The sequence below is a fragment of the Elusimicrobiota bacterium genome, assembly GCA_016706425.1.
GTDB lineage: Bacteria > Elusimicrobiota > Elusimicrobia > FEN-1173 > FEN-1173 > JADJJR01.
Window position 1 is genome coordinate 1,815,414 of record JADJJR010000001.1, and the last position, 24,409, is coordinate 1,839,822.

General features: G+C 54.7%; 20 protein-coding genes and 1 tRNA gene. 12 read left to right on the forward strand and 9 right to left on the reverse strand.

Annotated features, from left to right (window positions below):
• Positions 1–5: 5 nt before the first annotated feature.
• Positions 6–2,042 carry a hypothetical protein gene (locus IPI56_07510; protein MBK7545571.1) on the reverse strand — a complete coding sequence of 679 codons (2,037 nt, stop codon included), beginning with the start codon at positions 2,040–2,042 and terminating at the stop codon, positions 6–8.
• A gap of 27 nt (positions 2,043–2,069) precedes the next feature.
• On the reverse strand, positions 2,070–2,531 hold the full coding sequence (locus IPI56_07515) for a response regulator (protein MBK7545572.1): 462 nt from the start codon (positions 2,529–2,531) through the stop codon (positions 2,070–2,072).
• Between the two features lie 260 nt (positions 2,532–2,791).
• Between IPI56_07515 and IPI56_07520 the strand changes: the two genes are divergently transcribed.
• The 8 genes from IPI56_07520 (at position 2,792) to IPI56_07555 (ending at position 12,549) form a co-directional block, all read left to right on the forward strand.
• Positions 2,792–3,718: a hypothetical protein gene (locus IPI56_07520; protein MBK7545573.1), complete on the forward strand. Its 927-nt coding sequence runs from the start codon at positions 2,792–2,794 to the stop codon at positions 3,716–3,718.
• The gene (locus tag IPI56_07525; GenBank protein ID MBK7545574.1) at positions 3,715–5,118 is read left to right on the forward strand and encodes a hypothetical protein; all 1,404 of its coding nucleotides are present in this window, start codon (positions 3,715–3,717) and stop codon (positions 5,116–5,118) included. Before IPI56_07520 ends, IPI56_07525 begins: the two co-directional genes overlap by 4 nt.
• A complete protein-coding gene (locus IPI56_07530; protein MBK7545575.1) occupies positions 5,115–5,516 on the forward strand; it encodes a hypothetical protein in 402 nt (133 codons plus the stop codon). Before IPI56_07525 ends, IPI56_07530 begins: the two co-directional genes overlap by 4 nt.
• Positions 5,517–5,588: 72 nt before the next feature.
• Positions 5,589–6,989: a hypothetical protein gene (locus IPI56_07535; protein ID MBK7545576.1), complete on the forward strand. Its 1,401-nt coding sequence runs from the start codon at positions 5,589–5,591 to the stop codon at positions 6,987–6,989.
• A gap of 1 nt (position 6,990) precedes the next feature.
• Positions 6,991–7,380: a hypothetical protein gene (locus IPI56_07540; protein ID MBK7545577.1), complete on the forward strand. Its 390-nt coding sequence runs from the start codon at positions 6,991–6,993 to the stop codon at positions 7,378–7,380.
• A 16-nt stretch (positions 7,381–7,396) separates the two neighbouring features.
• Positions 7,397–8,200, forward strand: coding sequence for a C1 family peptidase (locus IPI56_07545; protein MBK7545578.1), 804 nt, complete (start codon positions 7,397–7,399; stop codon positions 8,198–8,200).
• A gap of 244 nt (positions 8,201–8,444) precedes the next feature.
• A complete protein-coding gene (locus tag IPI56_07550; protein MBK7545579.1) occupies positions 8,445–10,097 on the forward strand; it encodes an aminotransferase class I/II-fold pyridoxal phosphate-dependent enzyme in 1,653 nt (550 codons plus the stop codon).
• A 1-nt stretch (position 10,098) separates the two neighbouring features.
• A complete protein-coding gene (locus tag IPI56_07555) occupies positions 10,099–12,549 on the forward strand; it encodes a hypothetical protein (protein MBK7545580.1) in 2,451 nt (816 codons plus the stop codon).
• Between the two features lie 44 nt (positions 12,550–12,593).
• Here the strand turns inward: IPI56_07555 and IPI56_07560 are convergent, their stop codons facing one another.
• The 6 genes from IPI56_07560 to IPI56_07585 all read right to left on the reverse strand — a co-directional run bounded on the left by IPI56_07560 (position 12,594) and on the right by IPI56_07585 (position 20,518).
• Positions 12,594–13,874: an outer membrane protein transport protein gene (locus tag IPI56_07560; GenBank protein MBK7545581.1), complete on the reverse strand. Its 1,281-nt coding sequence runs from the start codon at positions 13,872–13,874 to the stop codon at positions 12,594–12,596.
• Positions 13,875–13,965: 91 nt separating this feature from the next.
• Positions 13,966–16,323, reverse strand: a complete 2,358-nt coding sequence (locus IPI56_07565) for a hypothetical protein (GenBank protein MBK7545582.1) — start codon at positions 16,321–16,323, stop codon at positions 13,966–13,968.
• Between the two features lie 35 nt (positions 16,324–16,358).
• The gene (locus tag IPI56_07570; protein MBK7545583.1) at positions 16,359–17,945 is read right to left on the reverse strand and encodes a pyridoxal phosphate-dependent aminotransferase family protein; all 1,587 of its coding nucleotides are present in this window, start codon (positions 17,943–17,945) and stop codon (positions 16,359–16,361) included.
• Positions 17,946–18,026: 81 nt separating this feature from the next.
• Positions 18,027–18,554 (reverse strand): response regulator, encoded by a 528-nt coding sequence (locus IPI56_07575; protein ID MBK7545584.1) that lies wholly within the window; start codon positions 18,552–18,554, stop codon positions 18,027–18,029.
• Between the two features lie 289 nt (positions 18,555–18,843).
• Positions 18,844–19,440 carry a hypothetical protein gene (locus IPI56_07580; GenBank protein ID MBK7545585.1) on the reverse strand — a complete coding sequence of 199 codons (597 nt, stop codon included), beginning with the start codon at positions 19,438–19,440 and terminating at the stop codon, positions 18,844–18,846.
• On the reverse strand, positions 19,424–20,518 hold the full coding sequence (locus tag IPI56_07585) for a sensor domain-containing diguanylate cyclase (GenBank protein MBK7545586.1): 1,095 nt from the start codon (positions 20,516–20,518) through the stop codon (positions 19,424–19,426). Before IPI56_07585 ends, IPI56_07580 begins: the two co-directional genes overlap by 17 nt.
• Before the next feature lie 81 nt (positions 20,519–20,599).
• On the opposite strand from IPI56_07585, the gene IPI56_07590 reads away from it, so the two are divergent.
• A tRNA-Gly gene (locus IPI56_07590) sits at positions 20,600–20,673 on the forward strand.
• Between the two features lie 31 nt (positions 20,674–20,704).
• On the opposite strand, the gene IPI56_07595 is transcribed toward IPI56_07590, so the two are convergent.
• A complete protein-coding gene (locus tag IPI56_07595) occupies positions 20,705–21,643 on the reverse strand; it encodes a LysR family transcriptional regulator (GenBank protein ID MBK7545587.1) in 939 nt (312 codons plus the stop codon).
• 93 nt (positions 21,644–21,736) lie between these two features.
• Here IPI56_07595 and IPI56_07600 point away from each other — a divergent pair, with 93 nt between their 5' ends.
• The 3 genes from IPI56_07600 to IPI56_07610 all read left to right on the forward strand — a co-directional run bounded on the left by IPI56_07600 (position 21,737) and on the right by IPI56_07610 (position 24,395).
• Positions 21,737–22,261, forward strand: a complete 525-nt coding sequence (locus IPI56_07600) for a DUF1232 domain-containing protein (protein ID MBK7545588.1) — start codon at positions 21,737–21,739, stop codon at positions 22,259–22,261.
• Between the two features lie 9 nt (positions 22,262–22,270).
• On the forward strand, positions 22,271–23,338 hold the full coding sequence (locus IPI56_07605) for a calcium/sodium antiporter (GenBank protein MBK7545589.1): 1,068 nt from the start codon (positions 22,271–22,273) through the stop codon (positions 23,336–23,338).
• 106 nt (positions 23,339–23,444) lie between these two features.
• A complete protein-coding gene (locus IPI56_07610; protein ID MBK7545590.1) occupies positions 23,445–24,395 on the forward strand; it encodes a sodium-dependent bicarbonate transport family permease in 951 nt (316 codons plus the stop codon).
• Positions 24,396–24,409: the final 14 nt, after the last annotated feature.

The following is a 24,409-nucleotide window of genomic DNA, read 5'->3' on the forward strand; positions in this document are numbered from 1 at the left end:
GTTTCTCAATCAGTTCTCCGGATAAACGGGAGAGAAAAATAAAACGCCGCGCCTTGACCCGGTTCGCTTTCCACCCACACCTTGCCGCCAAAGGATTCAAGAGTTGTTTTCGCACTGTAAAGCCCCAACCCCGCCAAGCCGGACCGGTCCCCGCCCTGGGCCCCGGGCTCAAAAAGGCGGTTTTTCAATTCCGCCGGGATCCCGGCCCCCGAGTCTTTCACCCACCCCAAAAACGTTTCGCCCTCCACCCGCCCGCCCAATTCCACCCGCCCCCCACGGGGGGTGTGCCGAAGGGCGTTCTCCAACAGATTGTCCAACAGCCGCCGCTCGATCAGCCCCTCCTCCCCACGCACGCCGCCGTGATCGACGAATCCCCCCACCGCCAGGTCCACGCCGGACTCACGAAACAGCGGGGCGTATTTTCCCTCCAATCGACGGTACATCGCCCCCATCGACACGATCCCCTCCGCCGCCGCCGTCTCCGGCCCCCCGTCCACCACCCGCCGCAAATTCCGGCCCACGAACTCCGCGTCCGCCTGAATCCGCCCCAGCGCCCGCCGCACGTCTTCCGGCAGCCGGTCGTCTTTCGAAATCTCCCTCAACCCGCGGAAACTTCCCTTCCCCCCAAACGGCCGAAGCAAATCGTGCGCCCAGGCTTCCTTCTCCGTTTCCGACCTGGAGCCGCTCAACAGCGTGTTCAACGTCAGCTCCGCCGACCGCGCCAACCCGTACAGCCCCGCCAGATCCACATCGTTGAGCATGTCCCGGCCCACCTTGGGCCCGAGGCAAAGGAACGCGTACACCGTCTCCCGATGCATGAGGGGGACCACGGCCACGGCGCCCAAGAATTTAAGCTCCTCCGCAAGCCCGGTCGAATCGCTATCGAAGCCCACCGAATCGGCCAAAATCATTTTCCCCTCCCGCCCCCGGGCCACAAGGGGACTGTCGGACGGGATCGATAAAAACACCCGTCGGGCCGGGTTCAACCCCATTCCCGCCTTGACCAAATAGGATCGGTCCCCTTCTTCCCGGACGAGCACAAAACCTGTTTCGGGTTTGACCAAAGCGGAAGCCCCCTCCAAAAGCCGCTCGGCCCACGTGGCCAAATTTCCAGACAGCGCCACGTTTCTCTCTTGGCGCTCCAGGTTTCTCAACCCGTTGTATTTCCCCTGAAAAATGGGCAACCGATCCACCAGCCCAATAAACCAAGGCGAAACGTTTTGAATGGCGAAGTATCCCGCCACAGGTGCCACTAAAGCAAGGGCCGCCGCCAAGGCTTCTCCCGAAAGCATCCACACCAACCCCGCTAAAGGCAAACCCAAACTGAAGCCCATCACCAAATAAACGAGGGTGTACCTCAGAGCCAGATTGATATCCATCATTCGAGAGCGGAGAATTATTACAGGAACGAGAGAAACATAAACAATCTCAAAGAAGTAGTAGATTTGCGGTACTTTCGGTGAAAACGTCGACAGAACATACAGTGTTCCTGCCAAAGCAGCAAATACAAAAGCAAAGAACATGTACTTTATTCGATTTCTTTGATCCCCTTCCGCTACCAACCACTGACGCCGAAGAGAAAAAAGGCTGTAAAACATTGTCGACAAGAAATGAATCGCGAATACCCAGTAAAAAGGCCCTGGTACTTCCATGAACCGCGGACGAACAACAATATCCTTAACAATCAATGGTGTAAAAACCAGAGGCAACAGCGCGATGGTTATTAATGAGTGCAACCGAAGTACAAAGGAACTCACAAAAGAGGGGCCAACAAATTCCCAACAGAACCTAAAAAACACCCCAATCAACAGAAAACCCCAGAAAAAAGAAACCCGATCAATCAGTAATGTAACTGAATGATTAGGGGCAAAAGTTGCAAAGACATCGCATAAATTCCAAAGCCCTAAAAACAGATTACACAATCCAAAAAATATCGAGGTGCGGCGCCCCCCACCCCGATAAAAGAGAAGGAAAGCAAATATAATGGAAGCCCCAGCCGAGACTCCAGCCATCACCAACCGGATGTTGTTCCATTCCATCAACTAATCCCCACAGCCGAATTAAAATCTTTAACCGATGTGTTTCATCACTCGGTTGACCAAGTCAAGCACGGCAGCTTCGTATTTTTTCGGAAGGCCCGCGGGGGACGATTTCAGAACGTTCGCCACCGACATAATCAGCTGTTCCGGGACGGAAAAATCATTCCCCGGAAGTTTTTTCACCACCGTCAATTCATCCATCGCCTGAGTTATCGACAAGGTCGCCACATTTTCCCAATCCCGGGCAAGGTCCGACACCGTTTTCCCTCCCCAATGGGAAGTAAATGGCACCACGGGGACAGATCGCGTAGTTTCATCCATCCCCATTTTTCGGAACAACTGGGGCCCGCTAATGCCGGGCAGGCGGAAATCCAAAATCATCACGTCCGGCCGTTCTCCGTTTTCCAATCGCTCGAGGGCGGCCTCGGCCAGGCCAAAGACCTTCACCTGACATCCCAGCCTTGAAAAAACGACTTCCAACGTTTTTTGCATTTCCGCATTGTCTTCCACAACCCAAATTAGCGGGTTTTTCATGGAACCACCTCTCAAGAAATTATTAATAAATCCTAGCTATAGAAAAGTATACCTTAAGAATGCTTCCGCAAAAAAACGAATTATCCTCCCCCCACCCCTCGTCGGCGTTGACTAATTATCGTTTTTGATGTATATTTATTATAATTAATAATACTAAAATATATTGTTCATTTTGCCCAACACGCTTCGCTCCCCAACACCGTTTAAAGGTCGATCTGATGGTGCGACACGTCAAGAAATTCCTCGCCGTGGGAACGGCGGCCTGCGCCGTCGCGGCGTTCGCGGCGCTTGGCCGAGGCACGCGCTTTTCCATGAATGAAAGCCGCCTTTCGCAAATCGAGTCCCTCGCCGAAAACCAAATCGACCTCGGCCTGTTGGCTCTGGAATTGGGCAAGGAATTTTCTCCCGCCATTGATGTCGCGGCCTATGACTCCAAAATAAACGCCCTCGTGGCCGAGGCCCGCACCCGGACCATGGGCCTCGACACGCCGGAAGCCAGCGTCGGCGCGCTCAACGACGCGCTCTTGCGACCCGGCCAATTCGCCCTCGACCGAGTGTCCGACACCCCCGAAATCCTCAAGCCCGCCTTTTTGAACCTTCTGCTCGATAAAAAGCTCGGCAATTGCGTCAATTTGGCGACTCTTTATTTGGCCGTGGCCCAGCGGCTCGGCTACCCCGTCCGCGCGGTCGCGGTGCCGGGCCACATCTTTGTCCGTTATACCCTCCCGGACAAACGGTATTGGAACATCGACCCCTCCCGCCAGGGGATCGCCCAGACCGACGCCCACTACATCGACAACTGCTCCGTCAGCGCCAAAGGCATGGCCGAGGCCGCTTACATGAGAACACTATCCCATCGGGAGTTCGCCGGGCTGCTGCTTTACAACAACGCCAAGGCTCATTTAAATCGGGGGGATTTTGACACAGCCATCGCCTACGGCGAATTCGCCGTCCGCCTCTATCCGGAATGCGCCGTCTGCTACGCAGGTCTCGCCGAGGCCTACACCAACAGCGCCATTTTGGCGAAAGGTCGGGATGGGCTCAAAGACTACGCAACCGGGCTGCAACACGCCCAACGCGCCGAGAGCCTCGGCCATGTGAGGCTCAGAGACACCAAAGGCTGGCGGACGAGGGACGGCGGATGATCCCGCGCACACTCGTCGTCATCGGCCTCTCCCTCTGCCTGTCCATGGGCGGCCACGGCCGCTCTTTCGAGCCCGCCGCCAAGTCAAACCGCCCCCGCTTTCCGGAATACCGCGAACCCATGTCCATGCCTGTGGACGGGCTTCTGCTCGACCGCTCCGTGGCGGCCAAACCGGGCCGCCTCTCCCCCGCCGGGGACTGGGTGATGAACACGACCGCCCTGGGAGAATCCCTCTCCATCCCCGAAGCCAACGCCGTCGGCAAGCGGCTCTTGAAACGGTTGATGGACGCCCCCGACCGCGTGTCGTCTCCCTGGGAAACGGAGCAGGGCATGGGGTTCACCATCCAAAGCGCCGAACTGGGCGTCGAAGCCCACTTTCACGCCGGCCAGTTTCATTCGTTCTCGCTCTTAAACGACGGTGCCCCGGCCAACCTCTCTTCCATCGGCCATGTCGTCGCCCAAGGCCCGACCGGAGCTCCCCCCACGCGGGCACAGTCGGAGGCCTATAAAACGGTTTATCTTGACGCGGTTTTGGACTCCCCCGGCCGGACGGACGCGCTCGTCCCCCTCGATGGGGAACCGATCCTCCGCGTGCGGTCGCCGGAGATGGGCGTCGACGTGGCCGTCAGCCCCTCCGGGAATATCATCCTCGTCCACGGGCCGGATCGCCCCGAGTTGGTCTTGCCCGTCCCCCGGAAGCTGGCCTTGGAGTTTAAAAGCCGTGTGTCGGGCGCACTGGAGTTCAAAGGCTCCTACAGCCGGGAGCGGCTCGGCCATCTAAAAGGCTTCGAGGCCGACGCCCCGGCCTTGGTCCAGAAGCAGGGCCTAACGATGGACGAGTTCGAGCGCTGGTTCGCCGAACCGGCAATCCTCGTGCCGCGCTCCGTCATCCCGAAACTGAAGGCCATCCGAGAAGCCGTCCCCATGCCCACCCCGGACACCCTTTTGCAAAAGGTGATCCCCTATGGGCAGGTGGAGAAATACCTTAGCGGGAAATATAGAGACATTGGAGGATTTATTCTTCGCGCCGAAGACGCTGTTGATCTAGGAGATTTCAGGAAAACGTACAATTCCTTGAGGCTGGACTACGACGGCTCACAGTTCAATGACGTCAGCGATCAGTTCCTGGGAGTCATTCGGTTCAAGACACCCAACGTAGACAGAATTGAGATCCCATATTCAAAAGAATTTGGTGGGGACCAAGTTAATGGTTACCCATTTACCGGAAATGGATTCATTGCGACCGGGAATGGGAAAATTAGGCCCGAGTTTTTTGTAAACCAAAAGGAGAGTTTGGAAATAAGCAATGGCGCCGAAATATTTATTTATGACCGATTCGGCAATGAAAGACTTTTAGGCCGCTATTGGAAAGACAAAAAAAAGTTTATGGAGATACGATGAAATATCGTCGTGGTCTTTTTGCTGTCTACCGTGGGAAGGAATACGAACTTGGGGTAGGCAAAGAGCATGAACTCACGCTTTACTCTGAAGATCCTATCGATTTGCAAATCGGCTTTAAACAGATCGACGAAAACACTTTTTCTCTCGAAGTCAAAAAAGAGGACCTTTCAAGCTATTATAGCGTTGGAACCCTCGCTTTATACAAAGGATTTGAATTTGGAATTAGAACCGTCGATGGAGAAAAGATCCTAATTTCATCCAGCGGTGAGAATTGGACTAGAAAATTCATTGAGGAATTGGGCCTGGAACAGGTTGACCTGCGCGTTTACGAAAAATGGGTCGACGAAAAAGACCTCGAAAAAGTCTGGGAAAAAAAATCTTCCATCCGCCTGCTGTGATCCGATGAAATATCGTCACGGCCTTTTAGCAGTCTACAGAGGGAAGGAATTCAAACTCGGTGTTGGCGAAGGATGACCCGCCGCGCCCTCGCCATCCTCGGCCTCTCCCTCTGCCTGTCCATGGGCGGCCACGGCCGCTCTTTCGAGCCCGCCGCCAAGTCAAACCGCCCCCGCTTTCCGGAATACCGCGAACCCATGTCCATGCCTGTGGACGGGCTTCTGCTCGACCGCTCCGTGGCGGCCAAACCGGGCCGCCTCTCCCCCGCCGGGGACTGGGTGATGAACACGACCGCCCTGGGGGAGTCCCTCACCCTCCGCGAAGCCAACGCCGTCGGCAAGCGGCTCTTGAAACGGTTGATGGACGCCCCCGACCGCGTGTCCACCCCCTGGAAAACGGACCAGGGCATGGGGTTCACCATCCAAAGCGCCGAATTGGGCGTCGAAGCCCACTTTCACGCCGGCCAGTTTCATTCGTTCTCGCTCTTAAACGACGGTGCCCCGGCCAATTTCTCCACCATCGGCCATCTCGTCGCCCAAGGCCCGACCGGCGCGCCCCCCACGCGAGCGCAGTCGGAGGCCTATAAATCGGTTTACCTCGACGCCGTCCTGGACTCCCCCGGCCGCATGGACACCCTCTCCACCCTGGATGGGGAACCGATCCTCCGCGTGCGGTCGCCGGAGATGGGCGTCGACGCCGACATTAGCCCCTCCGGGAATATCATCCTCGTCCACGGGCCGGAACGTCCCGAGATGGTCTTGCCCGTCCCCCGGCAGCTGGCCTTGGAGTTTAAAAGCCGTGTGTCGGGCGCTCTGGAGTTCAAAGGCTCCTACAGCCGGGAGCGGCTCGGCCATCTAAAAGGCTTCGAGGCCGACGCCCCGGCCTTGGTCCAGAAGCAGGGCCTAACGATGGACGAGTTCGAGCGCTGGTTCGCCGAACCGGCAATCCTCGTGCCGCGCTCCGTCATCCCCAAACTAAAAGCCATCCGCGAGGCCGTCCCCATGCCGACAAAGGACACCCTCCTCCAAAAAGTCATACCCTATGGACAGGTGGAGAAATATTTAAATGGGGACTTTACACGAATCAAGGGATTTGTGATGCGCGCTGAAGATGTCATTGATTTAACGGATTTCAGGAAAACGTACAATTCATTGCGGTTGGACTACGACGGGTCCCAATTTAACGACGTCAGCGATCGATACCTTGGGGTTATCCGATTTAAGACACCCAGCGTCGACAAAATTGAGGTCCCGTTTTCAAAAGAGTTCGGCGGGAACCACATCAATGGCTATCCATTTACTGGAAATGGATTCGTTTCAACGGGGAATGGAAAAATTCGGCCCGAGTTTAAAATCATCGGAAAGGATGGCGCGCGAATTATGAATGGGGCTGAGCTCTACATTATTGATCGTGCCGGCAATGAACAACTAGACGCTGTTTTTGATGTCAATAAATCTAAATTCATCAGGCGCTGAAATGAAGCTAAGGAATGACTATTACGCAACATTTCGGGGCAAGGAATTTCGATTAGTGTATTTGAATGATGGGGGTTTGGAACTTGTGTCTGAGGACCCGGTTGACTTGGCAATCGGGTTTTCAAAACATTCGGAGGGGATTTTTACACTTAAGGCAAAAAAAGAAGACCTCTCAAATCCCCGAGAAATCAGCACTTACGCGAAATACAAAGGTCATCGTTTTTTTGTTGAGTCATCAAAGGCAGACTCAGCAATTTTGGTCACGGAATGTAGTCCTGCACTCGCGGACCAATTGGGTTTAGAACAAATGGAGCGCGACATCTTTTATAAAAAAGTCCTAATCTCCGAAATTAGCGATGTTTGGGAAGAGTCAAGACAATTTAAATTATGATTCTTTTACTCTGGCGATGAATTTTAATCGTTTTTCCCCGACCTCAATCAAGGCCAAACCCCGCAAGATCCAACGTTACGGCTGGATCCCCGACCTGCCGGATGACCGGGATTATCGATACGCGGCCCCGCGCATCACGTTGCCCCAAAAAGTTGATTTGCGCAAAAAATGTCCCGCCGTCTACGACCAGGGCGACCTGGGCAGTTGCACCGCCAACGCCATCGGAGCGGCCCATCAGTTCGGCCAGATCAAACAAAAAGTGAAACGGGACTTTGTTCCCTCCCGCCTGTTCATCTATTACAACGAGCGGGTGATCATCGGCACGGTGAACGAGGATTCCGGCGCCATGATTCGCGATGGCATCAAAACGGTGGTCAAACAGGGGGTATGCCCGGAACGGGACTGGCCCTACCTCATTAAAAAGTTCACAAAAAAACCGCCGGAACGCTGTTACACCAGAGCCCTTAATCACCAGGTGGTCTCATACCGACGAATCAGCCACAGCTTAAAACAAATGCAAGGCTGTCTGGCCAGCGGATATCCCTTCGTGTTCGGTTTCTCCGTCTATGAATCATTTGAGTCTGAGGAAGTGGCCAAAACCGGCGTTGTCCCGATGCCGCAAAAAGAGGAATCCATGATCGGCGGCCACGCGGTGCTGGCGGTGGGGTATGACAACGCCAAAAAGGCGTTCATTGTCCGAAACTCCTGGGGGCCCGGCTGGGGAGACAAAGGCCACTGCCACATGCCCTACGACTACCTCACCAACGTCGACTTGGCAGACGACCTTTGGACCATCCGAATGGTGGAGACTGAAGAGTGACCTTTGATGGCCTTTCCGTTTTAGCCCTTTTATTGAAATATCCCTTTTTGCGGGCCACCTGCGCGACGTGCGCCCTGATGGGCGTTTACCCCTCTTCAACACGCGGGGAAAGCCAGAGAGAATTGGTTGAACCAGTTACCCGTCCCCGCCACCTAGTCCGGCAGACAGAATTCCACCGCTAGTGTCCGGAAAGCAATGATTGACCTGGGAAAGAAGTGCGAGTAGAATCTTATCGTCCGACCATATGGCGCGCACAGTTAAAGCAATGGTGCCGCCCCGAGGGGTGTTCATGGCCAATGCCACTCTGAATGACAGACGAAGCTCGGAACGCTTCAATCCGGTTCAAGCGATGTCTGTTTTTTTTCCTTTTGAAGAAAACACCCATGGAGTGGTCTCATCTTTCTCGTTAAATGGCCTAAAACTCAAATCCAACAAAAACCCCCCGACTCGGTCCGGGTTAACGTTGCGGTTGTCATACCCCAATGAAAATCCCGTCACACTCGACGTTCGCGTGGTCTGGAACCGAAAGCTCTCAAACGAAACACCCCCCTTCGAGTTTGGCTGCGCAGTCCTTGATCGCAAGGACGCCCCTTCCTACCGCCTACTGGTTGACCGATTAACCAAGGACGTACCCTTCCCCCGCCGGACATTAAAAGAGCGCCGTCAGATTGCCGCAAAAACAGGTCAGGACAACCGGGCCGGAAACCGCCGGGGGCGCATGAACGTGGTCAGTCGCACCTATGCTAAAAATTTTGGATTGGATCGTTGGGGGGCTTATTACGCATACGCCCGGGTCATCGACTCGTCTTCGGGGGGAACAGTAGAGACAAACAACGGCAAAGTCTTGATGTTGGGCTCCAACAACTACCTTGGCCTAACCCACCACCCGAAGGTCCAAGAAGCCGCCATGGGGGCGATAAAACGTTACGGCACAGGAGCCGGTGGGGCTCGAGTTTTGAGCGGAAACACCACTCTCCACCAACGACTGGAGGAAAAGATTGCCGAGTTTAAAGGGACGGAGGCCGCCCTTCTCTTCCCCACAGGTTACGTCACCAATTTTTCCGTTTTATCGGCTCTTCTTGAACCCGGGGATGTGGTTTTTAACGACCAACTGAACCACGCCAGTATTATCGACGGTTGCCGCATGACCAAAGGAATCGTTCGTTTTTACCACCACAACGACATGGTTTCCCTCGAAAAAAAACTCAAACAGTACCCTTTTGAACAATCAAAAATCATTATTACGGATGGGGTTTTCAGCATGGACGGGGACATCGCTCCCCTTGACGTGATTGTCGCGCTTGGCAAAAAACACAACGCCGTTGTTATGCTGGACGACGCCCATGCCATCGGCGTCTTGGGCAAAACGGGTCGTGGAACGGCGGAACACTTCGGGGTGACTGGGAAAGTCGACATCACCATCGCGACCTTCAGCAAGTCGTTGGGCAGCATGGCGGGTGCGGTTTGCGGTTCAAAATCTTTGATCAAGCATTTGAGCCATCATTCCCGCCAATTTATTTTTTCGACGGCCGTCTCGCCCGTGGTTTGCGCCACAGCTTTGGCGGCCATCGAGGTTCTAGAAACGGAACCTCAATGGATCGAGAAGTTGCACCGCAACCGACGATTCCTCGTGGACGGATTAAAATCAATTGGTTTCAATGCCTTGGACGTTGAAACAGCCATCATCCCCATTCTCATCGGCAACGAGCGGATGACCTATGCACTCACGCACGCTTTGTATGATTCAGGTGTTTTTGTAAACGCTGTGTCACGTCCGTCCGTTCCTAGGGAGCTTTCACGCATACGCATATCGCCGATGGCAATCCACACCGAAGAAGAATTAGGTCGCGCCGTCGCCGCATTTAAGACCGCGGGGAAGCGTTTGGGACTCATTTAAAATGTCGCACCTGGACTTCCGTCTCGCCTCGGGAATTGTGGTCGCCCTGGGGTGCGTGGGCCTTGCGGTTCTGGTTTATCTCAACAACAGTCACCGAAAACTCAACCGTCTTTTTGCTTTCTCCAACCTGTCTTTGGCGCTTTGGAACAGCGCGGACCTGGTCATGGTTGCCATGAGCCGCCACCCATCGGCAATCTACGTGGATCGTCTTTCCTATCTCGCCGGCATTCCCGTAATTTACCTTTACTATCTGCTCGGTTTGGAAATCACCGAAACAACCCCCCCAAAAAATCTGTTGCGTGGGTTAAAGGCGCTCTCCCTCTTCATGGCGGCGGTGATGTTAACGCCTTGGGTGCTGAAAGATGTCCGTGTCGTCAACGACCGTATTGAAGAAATTCCCGGCCCTTTGTATCCCGTGTTGATTTTCTATTTCATCGGTTATCTCGGTCACGGGCTCTACCTGCTCTACCAAGGGCACCGCAAGGCGACGGGCATCAAAAGGAACCAGCTGCGATATTTTTCACTTGGGCTTTTTTTCGCTTTTCTTGCCGGAGCGTCGTATTTCGGGTCGTTGATGATGCCGCACGCCCCCCCCATCTACTACGTACTCGAAGCCGTCTACTTGACGATCCTGGCCTACGCGATCGTCCGCTACAAGCTAATGGACATCAACCTTGTTTTTCGGTACGCCTCGACCTACCTCCTTTTCGCCGTCACGTTGACCTTACCGTTTGGACTTCTCGTCATGTTGTCCTCGTCCAAACCGTGGGTGATCTTTTGGTTTTTCTGGGCCGTCCTTATCGCCCCCCTTTGCGAAAAAAGATTGATCGGCTGGTTCCGCCGTTTTGTGGACCGTCTCCCCCCATTCCGCGGGCGGTACGACTACCTTCACGAGCTACCGGGGTTCCAACGCGCGATTTCCACATCTTCGTCGGTAAAACATTGGGCGCGAAACTTGGCTGATTCCATCAACCGCCTGGTGGAGGTCGACAACGCGGGAGTCTTCGTCTTCGACGAAGGCCACCAAATGTACATGGCTTCATCGACGGTGGGCATCGATTTGGGCCGATTGGTGTTTGCCTCTCCCAAAGAGGGCGACGCGATGGTCGAGCACCTCCGAAACACGCGGGCCGTCCTCCAGCGGGATTATATCGACCACGAGGTCCCGGCTACCCAGCGTGAGGCGGTGGCCCGTTCCTTGGGTTTGATCGGCGCCGCCCTGTGCCTGCCTTTTTTCAATGGAGACCGATTAATCGGTTTCGTCTCGGTGGGGGCCAAACGCAAGCGCGGCGGGGCGGTGTTCAAGCCTTCTCATTTTGAAATCAAAATCATTCGGGATTATTTGGATTTTCCGCCCGTCCACACCCCCAATGCCCGCTACGTACACGGCAAACTGTCCAAAGCGCTGGGGCTCGGCGCCGATGGCGACGCCTTGCGTTTGACCGCTGAAGAGATTGCCGAGGGATTCAACCGTCTCGCCGGCCAAACCGGCTGGGCGGCCGGTCTTCCCCAACCGGACTCGATGGGCCTTCGCTCAGAGGCGCTCGTGCTATTGGGGAAACTGCGCCGTGGGCTTGCTCTAATACCTCCGGAAGAGAACGCCTTGAACGCGGCGGTGTTGGCCCATTTTTACCGCGCGGGACTGAAACAATACGAGCAAGAGGACACGTTCAACGAGGAAGACATCAAGGCCCTCGAAAGCCTGGTCAAGGGGGCGGAGGGCGCTCTTATGGTGATTTTCGTGACTCTGGCTGGCCAAATGAAAACCGCCGAATGGGCCCACGATTTGCGTCACCCCTTCACCAAGGGGAGCTTCCGGCTGCTGGACGCGGCCCTCGCCGGGAAACAGGGGCCTCTTACCCCTGAACTCTACCAAACGATATCCACCGTTCTGGCCGATGCAAAGTTCGTTGAGGAACGAATCACCGATTTGGTCAGCCCGGAGACCGCGGGGGCCATGCGGTTGAAAGCGGTGAACATGACGGCCCTCTTGAAATCCTTGGTCGGTCGGTACAGATATTTCGCGGAGGTGGCAGGGGTCGATTTTTCGCTGAAATTGGAGTCAACCGAAGACGTATGGGTTTTGTGCGACGCGGGGCTGATCCAATACCGGGTGTTCAACAATTTGATCGACAACGCTTTCCGTTACACGCCGCGAGGCGGGTCGGTGGAGATAGGGGTCGCCGTCGTTGGTAGCCAGGCAAATTGCTTTATCCGAAACACCGGAGGGGATCCGATTCCCTCAAATATTTTGCCCCACTTGTTCGAACGCGGGGGATCCCTTAAACGAGCCGAATCCGGCGAACGGGGTTTGGCCGGCCTGGGTCTGTACAACGCCTCAACCGTGGTGGAGGCCCAGGGGGGGAAATTCCAAGTTGAAAGCAATCGAGAACATGGGACTCTATTCCAATTCACTCTTCCACTCGCAGGTGTGGAATTGACCAAGCCATAAAAGAAAATTCCCCCCGCCTTCAACGAAGGCGGGGGGAATCGTATTTATATTCGATAATTCAAATTCATTGAGATGATTTGAACCGCAACATCGTAAGTCCCGTTGACCGTCACTCCCACGCTGTTGCCCACGGTGTTGTTTATTCTGGCTTTATTGAAATTTAGCAGGCTGTAGGACAAATCCAAGGAGAGGGATTTCCTGGCCCAGGTCCCCCCGATGTGAAGCCCGTTGGAAGAGCTGTCCGGAACGCTGGGGTCCCAGTTGGCTTCGGGAGACATGTTCGGGTAGTAGGTGTAACCCATGCGCGTTTGCCAGGTGTCATTCCACACATAATTGACCCCAGTTCCAACGGACCAGGCATCTTTGAACTCGTGACGGGTTTCGGGAGAAACGAAACCCGCCAAAAGGGAGCCGCTTTCCAAGTCGACTTCGGTGGAGCGATAAGAGGAAAAACCCATCCACTCCCCATCAAGCGCAAAGGTTAACTTCCCTTTACGGTAAGCGTACCCCAGAATAACAGAAGGGGGCAGTGTGACGGAAGTTTCGATCCCCGTCGAATAGGATGTGCCGCCGAAAAATGCCTGGGACTCGTTGACAAACCCTTTCGCTAACACATCGCCTTTAATATCCACTTTCAGATCGGACCGCCATGTCACCCCAACGGAGTGGTTTTCCGTGGGACGGTACAGAACGCCGGCCGTTGCCCCAAAACCGTCGCCGTCGCCATCCATGATTTGTTCTCCATCGGCGGCCCCGGTCGCCGCGCCCCCTAAGGCGATATTGATTCCATCGATCGGAAGGGCTGATTTGAGTTCGGCGCTGGCCATGGCGTAAACGAGACCGCCGCCCACCGACAATTTGTCATTGACCTTGTAAGAAACCGTGGGATTGAAGTGCGGCAAAATCAAATCACTTTCGGTGGTCACGTAATTGAAGGGACCGTCAAAAGGCCAGACCACCTTTAAACCGAAATGGGTGTAAACACCGAAACCAAAGGCCCATGGAGAATCGGCCAAGCGGGTTGTCACGTACAAATTCGGCACCACCGGCGTGTAATTGGCGACTTTTGATTTCACAGGCCCGTTTTCATACTCCAATGAAGGGATATGAGGGGCGAACCCGATCGAAAAATTGGTCCCGTCCACATTGGTTAAACCCGCCGGGTTAAAGAAGACCGCTGACGGATCGTCCGCCACCGCCACAAAAGCGTTGCCCATTCCCATCGCGCGCGTACCGACGATTTGGTTGGCGAACCCACCGCCCCCCACCGCCCAAGCGCTGTGGCCCATGGCAAACACCAAAACACTCGCAATCAGTCGTTTCATCGAAGCCCCCTCTTATTTGGGTTGCACTCCAACTCCCGCCAACGGCAAAGTAAATTCGAAAATCGTCCCTTCTTCCTGCGTGCTTTTCACTTCAATTTTTCCCGCCATGCGCGGACACGACTTTTTCGACGTTAAACAATCCCAAGCCGGCCAGTCCCGATTGCCCCGAGGTGGGCCTTTTGGAAGGACTTCCCCGCTCGAACAGATGTGGGAGGGCCTCTTTTGTTATGGGCGTCCCCCCCGTGTTGCGGACATAACAATGGGCGAGGGCCCCCTTCCCCACGGAGCGCACCCCCAATTCCACAATTCCCCCCTTGGGTGTGTGGCGCATGGCGTTGTCGAGCAGATTGTTAAACACCCGATACTGGATCAAGTCGGGGTCGCATTGCACCCAAACATCTTCCGCGGGCGCGATCAAACGGAAATCAATGCCGGACAAGCCCGCGAAATAGGTGTAGCGCTCCCCCACCGTCTTCAGCAAATCGTTTATTTTTGTTTGTTTTTTCCTCAAGGCTCCCGACGTTTCCGGGTTTACCAACTCGGAGATATGACTTTCAACAAATTTCGCGTCGGTTTGTATGTTGGCCAGCGCGTGATACTGTTCCGATGTCAAAGGGCCCAACTTGCCCATCAGCATCGCGTCCAAAACCTTAAAACTCCCTTTGACAAAGGGATGGCGCAAATCGTGGGCCCACTCCACCGATTTCATTTGCCCCGCCAACGTCACGAAGATAACCATCAGGGCGCCCTGGGCCCCTTGAACCAAACCGGCGAGGGCTTTCGTGTCTTCGTCGTTAATGTTGTCTTCCCGCCAATAGTCGACCAATTCCGTTTGATAAAAATGTGCCAGCACCGCGGCGTTGAGTGCGGATTCCTCCGAGGGTGTCAAAACAGGAACTCCCTCCTTGGTTTGGCTGCGCAGGCGATCCAACAGATTGAGCCCTTCGGAGCGCAGCCGCAGTTGGTCCACCCTGGGAATTTTCTCAACCCAACCGCGTTTATTGACCAGCCGGTTGAACCCTTCGGCCACTTGGTCCGCGGTCAATTTCAGCGCGTCCCCGCTTTCTTTTATACCCAATTCCATCGAAAGCGCTCGATGCACATAGGCGAAAGCGGGCGTCGACGTGGGCGCAAAATCGAGATAGTCAAGGATCGAAGAAAGCCTGAAATGCTGGGGTCGAAATAAGCTTAGCCCGCGTTTGCGCTTTTGGCCAATGGAAACAAACCCGATCAACTTATCCCCATTAAAAAATGGGGCGCAAAGCTCGGCTTTGATGAGGCGCATGGAATTAAGCACGGCCGGCCGATCGGACTCAAGCACCTCAAACTCGACATATTCCTTCTGCAGTATTTTTCGACTGGAGCGCAAATGAACGGGAAGAGGGTCCGTCACCTTGGGGGACGCATACACCAACTTTCCGAAATCCGCCCCCACGGCCGACATGGCCATGTACATCTGGTGATTCTCATCGATGACGAAAACGGCCGTGCTGTCCACTTCCAGCAAACGATTGACCGAATCCGTTAGATTCGCGGCCCAATGCTTGACCGAAGCCGAAGATGAAATAATCCTTTGGAAACCAGGGGTGTCGTTTAAAAATTGGTATCGCCCCCGGAAGGGTGGTAATTTATCAACAAAACGACGAAACCAACCAATACACTTCTTCTCCAGTAGTGGGGCAAGGAGAAAAATAGTAAAAATCAACAAAACAACAACCAAATGGGATGAAGATAATATTGCCACCGCGCTAAAAGGAATAGTTAACGAAAGAGCAAATAATAAATAAATTGATGCGTATCTAAACACAAGATTAATATCCATCAACTTATATCGAGCGATGGCATATGCTAGGACTAATACATATGCCACTTGAAGTTGGAAATAATAGGGAGGGATGGATTTAAAATATAAAGAGAAGAAAAAAGCAAAAGCTTCAAGAAGGATAAAGAATAGCGCAAGAAACATATAACCAATTTGTCGTTTGGCTAATCCCACCGCCGACTTATACTCCGCAAAAACTTGCTGAAGTGGTATGACGAAACCACTTATCAGGTAAATCATAAACAGCGGCATTCCAACACCTGGAATTTCTTTAAAAGGGCTTAATTGAGTTTCCAAATCTTTAACCAAGAATGGGGTGAAACTTAGCGGAGTTAAAACAATCCCGATGATTTTTAATGATTTCCATATCCATTTAAAATGATCGACCGGACGCCTAATGTAGGCAAACATGAACAAATAAAAAAACCAAACAGAGAATATTCCTGCCAGATAATTGGCTCGAAAAATAAATAGTTTTACATTGTGGGACTCTGGCAGGAGAACCACAACATCTCCAAGGTTCCATAAGGCTAGAGTTGCGTTTGAAATCGCAAAGAGGTACGCCAAACGGTCTCTTCGAAGGGTTAAAGGGAGTGCACCAATGACCGCAGTCAATACCGCAGCCACTATGGAATTGATTACCCTAATATCCATGTGTAAAACTAAGGCATCATACTTCGAACATTCTTAAAGGTTTCGAGAGCCTTATCAATATCAGAATCGGAATGCGTAGCCATGATTGTTGTGCGAACTCGTGTTGCATTCTTTTTAACAGCGGGATAAACTGCGGGAGTTACATAAATCCCCGCCTCTCTTAATCCCCTTGTCATCCATATGGTATGTTCTTCTTTTGGAAATATCACCGGGATAATGGGAGATTGACTTTCCCCAGTATTAAAACCCAAAGACCTAAGACCTTCCCTCATTTTTTTTGTATTTGCCCATAACTTTTTCCGACGCTCAGGCTCTTCTTCTATTAATTTCAAACATTCTAGAATTGCAGCACAAACACTCGGCGGAATTGCTGCGCTAAAAACGAAAGCTCGTGCAGTGTGCTTAAGAATCCGAATTAATTCCTTACTACCTGCAATGAACCCTCCAACCCCCGACAAAGCTTTGCTAAGTGTTCCCATTACGAGCTCCGGCTTTCCTTCCATATGAAAATGTTCCAGGAGGCCCTTCCCATTAGGCCCAAAAACTCCTGTTGCATGGGCTTCATCGACCATCAACGCAGCACCATGGCGTTTGGCAGTGCGATATATCTCCGGCAAGGGGGCAAAATCACCATCCATACTAAATACTGTATCTGTGACAACCAACTTATTTTTATTTTTAGTTCTTGACAGTTTTGAATCCAAATCAGAAGTGTTTTTATGCGAATAAGCTCTAGCATCTGCACCACTCAGGCGCACTCCATCCATCAAACTTGCGTGGTTTTTATCATCAAAGAATACCGCATCTCCTTTGGCCAATATAGTTAACAAAGTTGTTAAATTTGTTGTGTAGCCCGCACTAAAGACACATGCAGCCTCTGTACCTTTAAATCTCGCCAAAGAATCCTCTAATTCCAGATGTATATCAAGTGTTCCCCCAAGTAAACTTGAAGCGGACGGAGAAGATCCATATTTATCAATTGCCTTCTTGGCCGCCTCCTTTACTCGGGGATGAACTGAAAGCCCTAGATAGTTATTGGATGACATCATAATCATATCTCGCCCGTTCACTTGAACATGAGCGCCAGTCCCAGATTGGAGAGGGGTCATAAAAAAATATGAATCTGTTTTCTTTAACTCCCAAATATATCTTGAAAAAAATCGTTTTTCAGATAATCCAGGCCAAAAGCCACGGCGTTCATATTCCCGCAACCCCTCCTCTTTGGCTTTTCTTTCACCCCGAACTAAATTTCTGGAATCACAAAGATTTTCCAACGGAAAAGAAGGAAAATACGAAAAGAGCCCCCCTGCTGGGAAAAATATCCCCGCACGTATTTTATCCCCATTTTTTCTTACCGATACAATCTTTCCGGAAATTAAAGGATTACTCGTATCCTTCTGAAACAATTCAATTTTTTCACCGACTTCCAAACCAATGGTTTCATCAAAACGACAAGTTAAACTATCCTCGGCAATTTCAAATGCAGTTCCTTCGACCTTGTCGGTTTTGTTAGGAATTAAAAAAAAAGTTTTATGGGGTTGAATTAGATAGCGAGGAAAAAGACGACGTCCGCCAGTACTGTTGCTCGGATTCATTTTAACCCCTTCGGAAAGTAATTGTTATTGAAATGAACTTCTCGAAAAGCCCCGAGGAAACAAGGCCCTTTTGATTTTTTCCTATTCAACTTCATCCGGCACATCCAATTCATCAACCAACGAACTGACGATGTCCTTCATGGTTTTACGCATTTCATCGGAGAGGGCGAAGGATTGCTGCCGCAGGGCGTGACCGATGGCCAGGACCAACTCGGACGGGGTTTTGTAGATGTCTTCGCGGCCCTTTTTGGAAACGATCGGTTGGGTGTGCGGGGCAGAGGCGTCCCGGGAGGAGATGTAACTTGCCAACGTGAGAGAACTGGTCGCGTCTTGTTGGCCGATGAGGGCCGTGAAGGGAATGACGGGGATTTCGCGGAATCGGGGGCTGACGGCGAGACGACGGTAAAACCCGGGGCCGTCTTCGCCGGGAAGATGGAAATCCAAAATCAAAACGTGGGGGATTTTATCGGCGGCTTCGAGGGCGCTCCAGGCGTCCTCGGCCGAAAATGCCTGCCAAACATCCATCCCCAGGTACTCCAAATCGCGTTTCAGTGTTTCCTGGGTCTGTTTGTTGTCTTCAACGACCATGATCAACGGTTTTGTGTGCACAAGCCTCCCCTTATGACGACAAAACGTTTCGATTAAATAGCCAGCGAACCGGCTCCTTTTCGACGATGATCGGTCTATGTTCTTAACTCATTGCTATCTTATAAGGCATTTATCTTAAAAAATCAAGCGTTTTAAACGGTTTATTTTAAACCGTTATAATCGGTTTTTTAATAGTGGTTATTTGAAATTAATCATTTATTCGCTATTTCGAGGCAATAATGCCTTCAAAAGTATTTAAAAAAAGCGCGGCCCCCTATCCGGGGGCCGCGCTCCAAAACTCCATTCAAACTTAAAAGAAGCTGATGCCCACCATCGCCTTGCCGTAAACCCCGGACAAATCAACGTCGACTTGGGCGCTCCCCGAGCCGGCTTTTAATTTCACCGATTGGTAGCCCGCTTCGGCGCCCAGGATCAAAGACCCGATTTTAATCCCGGCCTCCGCCGCCACGCCGTAGCTGAATTGGTCCATTTTGAGCGTGGCCTTGTCGCCGTTCCCGCCGGAGTTCGCCAAAATATCCCCGAAAGGCGCGCCCACCGTGACCAACGGTCCGACATAAATCACGCTGTCGATGATGCGCCAGTCCACGAGCACCGTCAAGTTGTTGGCGTCGATGTCCCAGGAATCGGCTCCCAGGGAGGCTTTGCCCTTCAACCACTCGTTGCGCACCCCGACACCCAACGGGAAAGCGGGAATGTTGAAATAGACATCCAAGTTGTAATTGTCGATGGAGTCGCTGTCGAGGCCGCTGTTGATGGCGGTGTTCAAGTCTTTCGGGTCGGCGGCGTTCATGCCAACCCCGGCGCGAATCTCCAGAAGGCCCGCCCGGGCGGTCACGCCCACCAATACCAACGCCACGCCCAGCCACTTATTAGTCTTTAGACGCATTGTCCCTCCCCTTCGACTTGGTCGCCGGTTTCCCGGCAGTTTCGTTTTTAAAAATCACCACCCGATCGCGGCCGTCCCGTTTTGCCCGGAAAAGGGCGACGTCGGCCTCTTGCATCAAAGCCTCTTGATCTGTCTCCCCCGTAGGGGTAATGTCCGTGACGCCGAAACTCATCGTCACGCTGTGGGTGTCCTCCCCCAAACGGAGCACCAAGCGACCCACGGCGCTTCGAACGCGCTCCGCGACGGATCGGGCCGCCTCCCGGTCGCAACCGGGCAAAACCAACAGAAATTCTTCCCCGCCGTACCGCCCGACCGCGTCATAGGGCCGCACTCCCCCCCGCAGGGCTTGAGCCACCTGGCGCAAAGCCTCGTCGCCGGCGATGTGACCGAAACGAACGTTGATTTCCCTAAAGCTGTCGATGTCCGCGCGCACGATGCCGACGGTGTCGTTGCGTCGGACGGCCCGGGCGATTTCCCGTTGAAGGATATCCGTGACGCCCTGGCGGTTCCACAGGCGGGTCAAATCATCGAGGTAGCGGGCGCGTTCGCTTTCCGCCACCTGTTGAATCAATTGCCCCTGGGTTTCGCTCAAATGAACAACTTGCAATTCTTTTTCCACGAAGGCCGCGAGGTCGCGGAAGGCTTGCCGATCTTCCTCGGTCATGGCCCGGGGGCGGTCGTCCATCACGCAGAGGGTGCCGACGTTGCTGCCGTCCGGCGCCTTCACCGGATACCCCGCGTAAAACCGGATGCGCGGCGTTTCCAAGATCCACGGGTTGTCCCGAAAGCGGGAATCGGCGGTGAGGTCATCGACAATCAGCGGGGCGTCTTGCAAAATAGTGTGGGCGCACAGGGAGGTGTCCCGCGGGGATTCGGAGAGGGCCAACCCTTGAATGGATTTGAACCATTGGCGCTTGTCGTCGATGAGGGAAACGTGGGCGATGGGCACGTCAAAGGCGCGGCGCGCCAACCGGGTGATGCGGTCGAAGCGCTCCTCGGCCGGTGTGTCGAGCAACCGGAGCCGTCGGACCGCCTCCAAACGGCGGCCCTCGTCGTTACGCGGTGGGGTTTCGTCCATACAGATCAACCTTAGCCCCGAAACCCGATGGCGTCAAGCCCTGGCGGAAAGGCGCTTCGCTTGCTAAAATCCCCCCAGAACGCGGGTGTAGTTCAATGGTAGAATGGAAGCTTCCCAAGCTTCAGACGTGGGTTCGATTCCCATCACCCGCTCCACTTTCCCCAAGGCCGACTATGTCGGCCTTTTTTATTTTGCCTTTTCGCCCCGATTCAAAGAGGGTGGAGGGCCTCCGCCCCCGGGCATCACCGAAAAAACCCGCGCAAGACGTTGGACGGTGGGATGGGGGTGTTTGCGCCGGGCGGTGATGAGGTAGGCCGACTCGTAGAGGGCAATCCCCCGGGTATCGAGAATTTTCAATGCCCCTTTCGGCCCCACGTTGATGGTGGCTTCGTTCAAGGGGGCGATCCCGTGCCCGGCGACGGCCAGGCGGCGGGCGATCTCCACATCGTCCACTTCGGCCACCACCCGCGGCCGGACTTTCCAGACGTCCAAAAGTTCCAGCACCTCCCGATAGGCGGGGCTGGAGCCGCCCGGAACGATGAACGGGGCGCCCTCCAAATCCCGCGGCCAACGCCGAACCGTGCGGGCCACGGCGGGCGCGGCGACAAAATGGACCGGCACCCGGCCGGCCCAATGGTTCTCAAAACCCTCCCGGTCGGCGCCACCCACCCCGGCGCAAGACAAAACCACGTCCAGCCGTTGATCCCGCAAGTCGCCGCGCAAAGCCTCCAAGGGTCCCTCCTTTAACGTAAGGGTCGAGCGGGGGGCGAGGGCGAGGGTGGTTTCCAAAAGGTTTTGCGCAAAGGCCCGGGGCGTGCCCGTGGCCACCCCGATTTGAACCGCGACGGCCCCCCCCGAGAGGCGGTCCCGAACGGCGTCCTCCATCTCCCGCCCGAGAGCGAAGATGCTTTCGGCGTAATCGAGCACCAGCCGCCCCTCTTCGGTCAGGATTAATTTGCGGTTCCGCCGGTCGAACAACGGGCGCTTGAGGAATTTCTCGAAGGCCTTGATCTGCGCGCTGACCGTCGGCTGGGCCAACAACAACGTGTCCGTGGCTTTGGCGATGGAGCCCGATTTGGCAACCACGAAAAAATAATAGAGATGGTGGAAGTTGAATGGAATCATTTATTAAATCTAATTATAGATGTTTATATATCTATTTTACAAATTTGTTCCATTGCCTTAAAATTAAGCCATTCAACCACCCAGGAGGCTCCCGTGCTGAACGCGTTCAAAGAAAAGCTCGCCCGCTTGGCCGACGACCCCAACGACCCCTTTCGATCCGCCGTGATCGCCCGGGTCGGTCCCCGGGAAGCCGTCCGCGTGGAGGCGCCTCTGCGAAAAATGATCCTGGCCCTTCCGGACATGCTGGCTCAAATCGGCCAATGGTCGCGCGAGTTGCCCGTTCCCCCCGCCCTGCGGCGGGTCCACACGTTGGCCTTGGCTTACCTTATGAACCCGGAGGATTTTCTTCCCGAAAAGGCCCACGGGTTGTTTGGTTACCTTGACGACGCCTTCCTGGTGGCCTCCGTTTTCAATCGAACCCTGGAAGAAGTGGGACCGGCGGGCCTGCGCCCCCTGACGGACAACGTGGCCCTCGCCTCGGCCGTTCCGGGGTGGGTGGAAACGACGCGAGCATTTCACGCCGAGATGTCCGAAAAAGTCGAAATTCTTCTGGAGGGACGGCCGGTGCGTCCCAATCCGACCCCGCGAAGTCGGCGGCGAGTTCCCAAGAAAGGATAAAATACATCCATGCCTCTTCCCGTATTGTTGATTCTCGGCGGTTTGGTCCTCCTCGTCGGCGGGGCGGAATTGTTGGTCCGCGGGTCAAGCCGATTGGCTCTCCGGCTTGGCGTGCCCTCTTTGGTGGTGGGCCTCACGGTGGTCGCCTACGGCACCAGCACGCCCGAATTGGTCGTGAGCGCCAAAGCCGCGCTGTCGGGTCAAGCCGACCTCGCCCTGGGCAACGTGGTGGGATCGAACATTTTTAATGTGCTTTTAATTTTGGGAGCCTCCGCCCTGCTGGCTCCCCTGCGGGTCACCCGTCCCATTATTTGGCGGGAGGTCCCGGTCATGATCGGCACAAGCCTCCTGGCCTGGGGTTTGGCCCTGGACGGTCGAATCTCCCGCGGCGACGGGACGCTCCTGGTCGCCCTTTTGATCGCTTACACCATTTACCAAATCCAAGCCGGATTAAAGGAAGGCGGAAAAAAACCCGCCGAAGAACGGACCAAAGTGTCCATTCTCGGCAGCCTGGTTTCCATCGCGGTGGGTTTGGCGGTGCTGGTTTGGGGCGCGCGGTGGCTTCTGGAGGGCTCGGTGAGCCTCGCGCGGGGCCTCGGGGTGAGCGAACTCATCATCGGGTTAACCATCGTGGCCGCGGGGACCAGCCTGCCCGAGGTCGCCACCTCCCTTTTGGCGACATGGCGCGGCGAGCGCGAAATCGCCATCGGCAACGTCGTGGGGTCCAACATCTACAACGTCCTGGGTGTGCTGGGGTTGGCGGCCGTCATCGGCCCCGAGGGGGTCGCGGTATCCTCCCCCGCTTTGAACTTTGATATTCCCGTCATGGTGGCCGTGTCGGTGGCCTGCCTGCCGATTTTCCTGACCGGGCATTTGATCGCCCGCTGGGAGGGGGTCCTCTTCCTCTTTTACTACGGCGCCTACACGCTCTTTTTAATCCTTAATGCCGCGGGCCATGACGCGCTCCCCGCTTTCAGCGCGACCATGCTGTGGGGCGCTCTTCCGTTGACCGCCATGACGCTCCTGGTCGGAATCGTCCGACATCGAAGAACCACGCGGATGGAAAGGCGTCCATGAAAAAGTTTTGGGGGGGTGGCGGGGGTTGGAACAACCTCTTTACGGCCGGGTGGTTTGCCCTCGAACCGCCTGTGGGACCCTATCACCACCCAGAAGAGGATTTAAAATTTGCGGGGGTCGGAACAATCCTGATCCCGTGATCTTGTTCTTTGTCCTGGGCCTGTTGGCCGGCGGCGCCAAAAGCGATCTGCGGCTGCCCGAACCCATCTACAAAATGCTGAGCATCTATCTGCTTGTGACGATTGGGTTGAAGGGGGGCGTGCATTTGGCCGAACACGCCGGGTGGAAACTGGCGGGGCCCGTGATCGCCGCGGTTCTGTTGGCTCTGCTGATCCCGACCTTCACTTATGTTGTGGTGAAACGGTGGGGCGGCTTTTCGAGGGACGACGCCGCCGCCCTCGCCGCCCACTACGGAAGCGTCTCCGCGGTGACCTTCGCCGTGGGACAAACCTTTTTGGACCGGTTGGGCCTGTCCTACGAGGCCTATCTCACCCTTTTGGTGGCCGTGATGGAAGTGCCCGCCATCGGGCTGGCGGTGGCCCTGGCGCGCCGGGGCGAGGGGAAAACCCAATGGGGCCCCCTTGTGGCGGAGGTGCTCTTGAACCGAAGCATTTTCCTTCTTATCGGAGGCGTGGCGATCGGAGCGCTGGCCGGCCACGAACGACTTAAACCTGTGGAAGGGTTTTTCTTTGGCGGGTTCAAAGGCGCCCTGGCCTTGTTCCTATTGGAAATGGGGGTGTTGGCCAGCCAAAGGTTGGGCGATTTAAGGAAAGTCGGCGGTTTTCTGGTCGGGTTCGGCGTCCTGATGCCGCTTTTCGCGGGGACGCTCGGCGCGGCGGCCGGTTCCCTCGCGGGACTTTCCCTGGGAGGTAGCACGCTCTTGGCCATTTTGGCCGCCAGCGCCAGCTACATTGCCGCCCCCGCGGCCTGCCACATCGCCATACCCAAAGCGAACCCCACCGTCTACCTCACGGCGGCCCTGGGGGTCACTTTCCCCTTCAATCTGACTGTGGGAATTCCCATCTATCACGCCCTCGCCAAATTCTTTCACGGCTGAGGATCGGTCGTTGG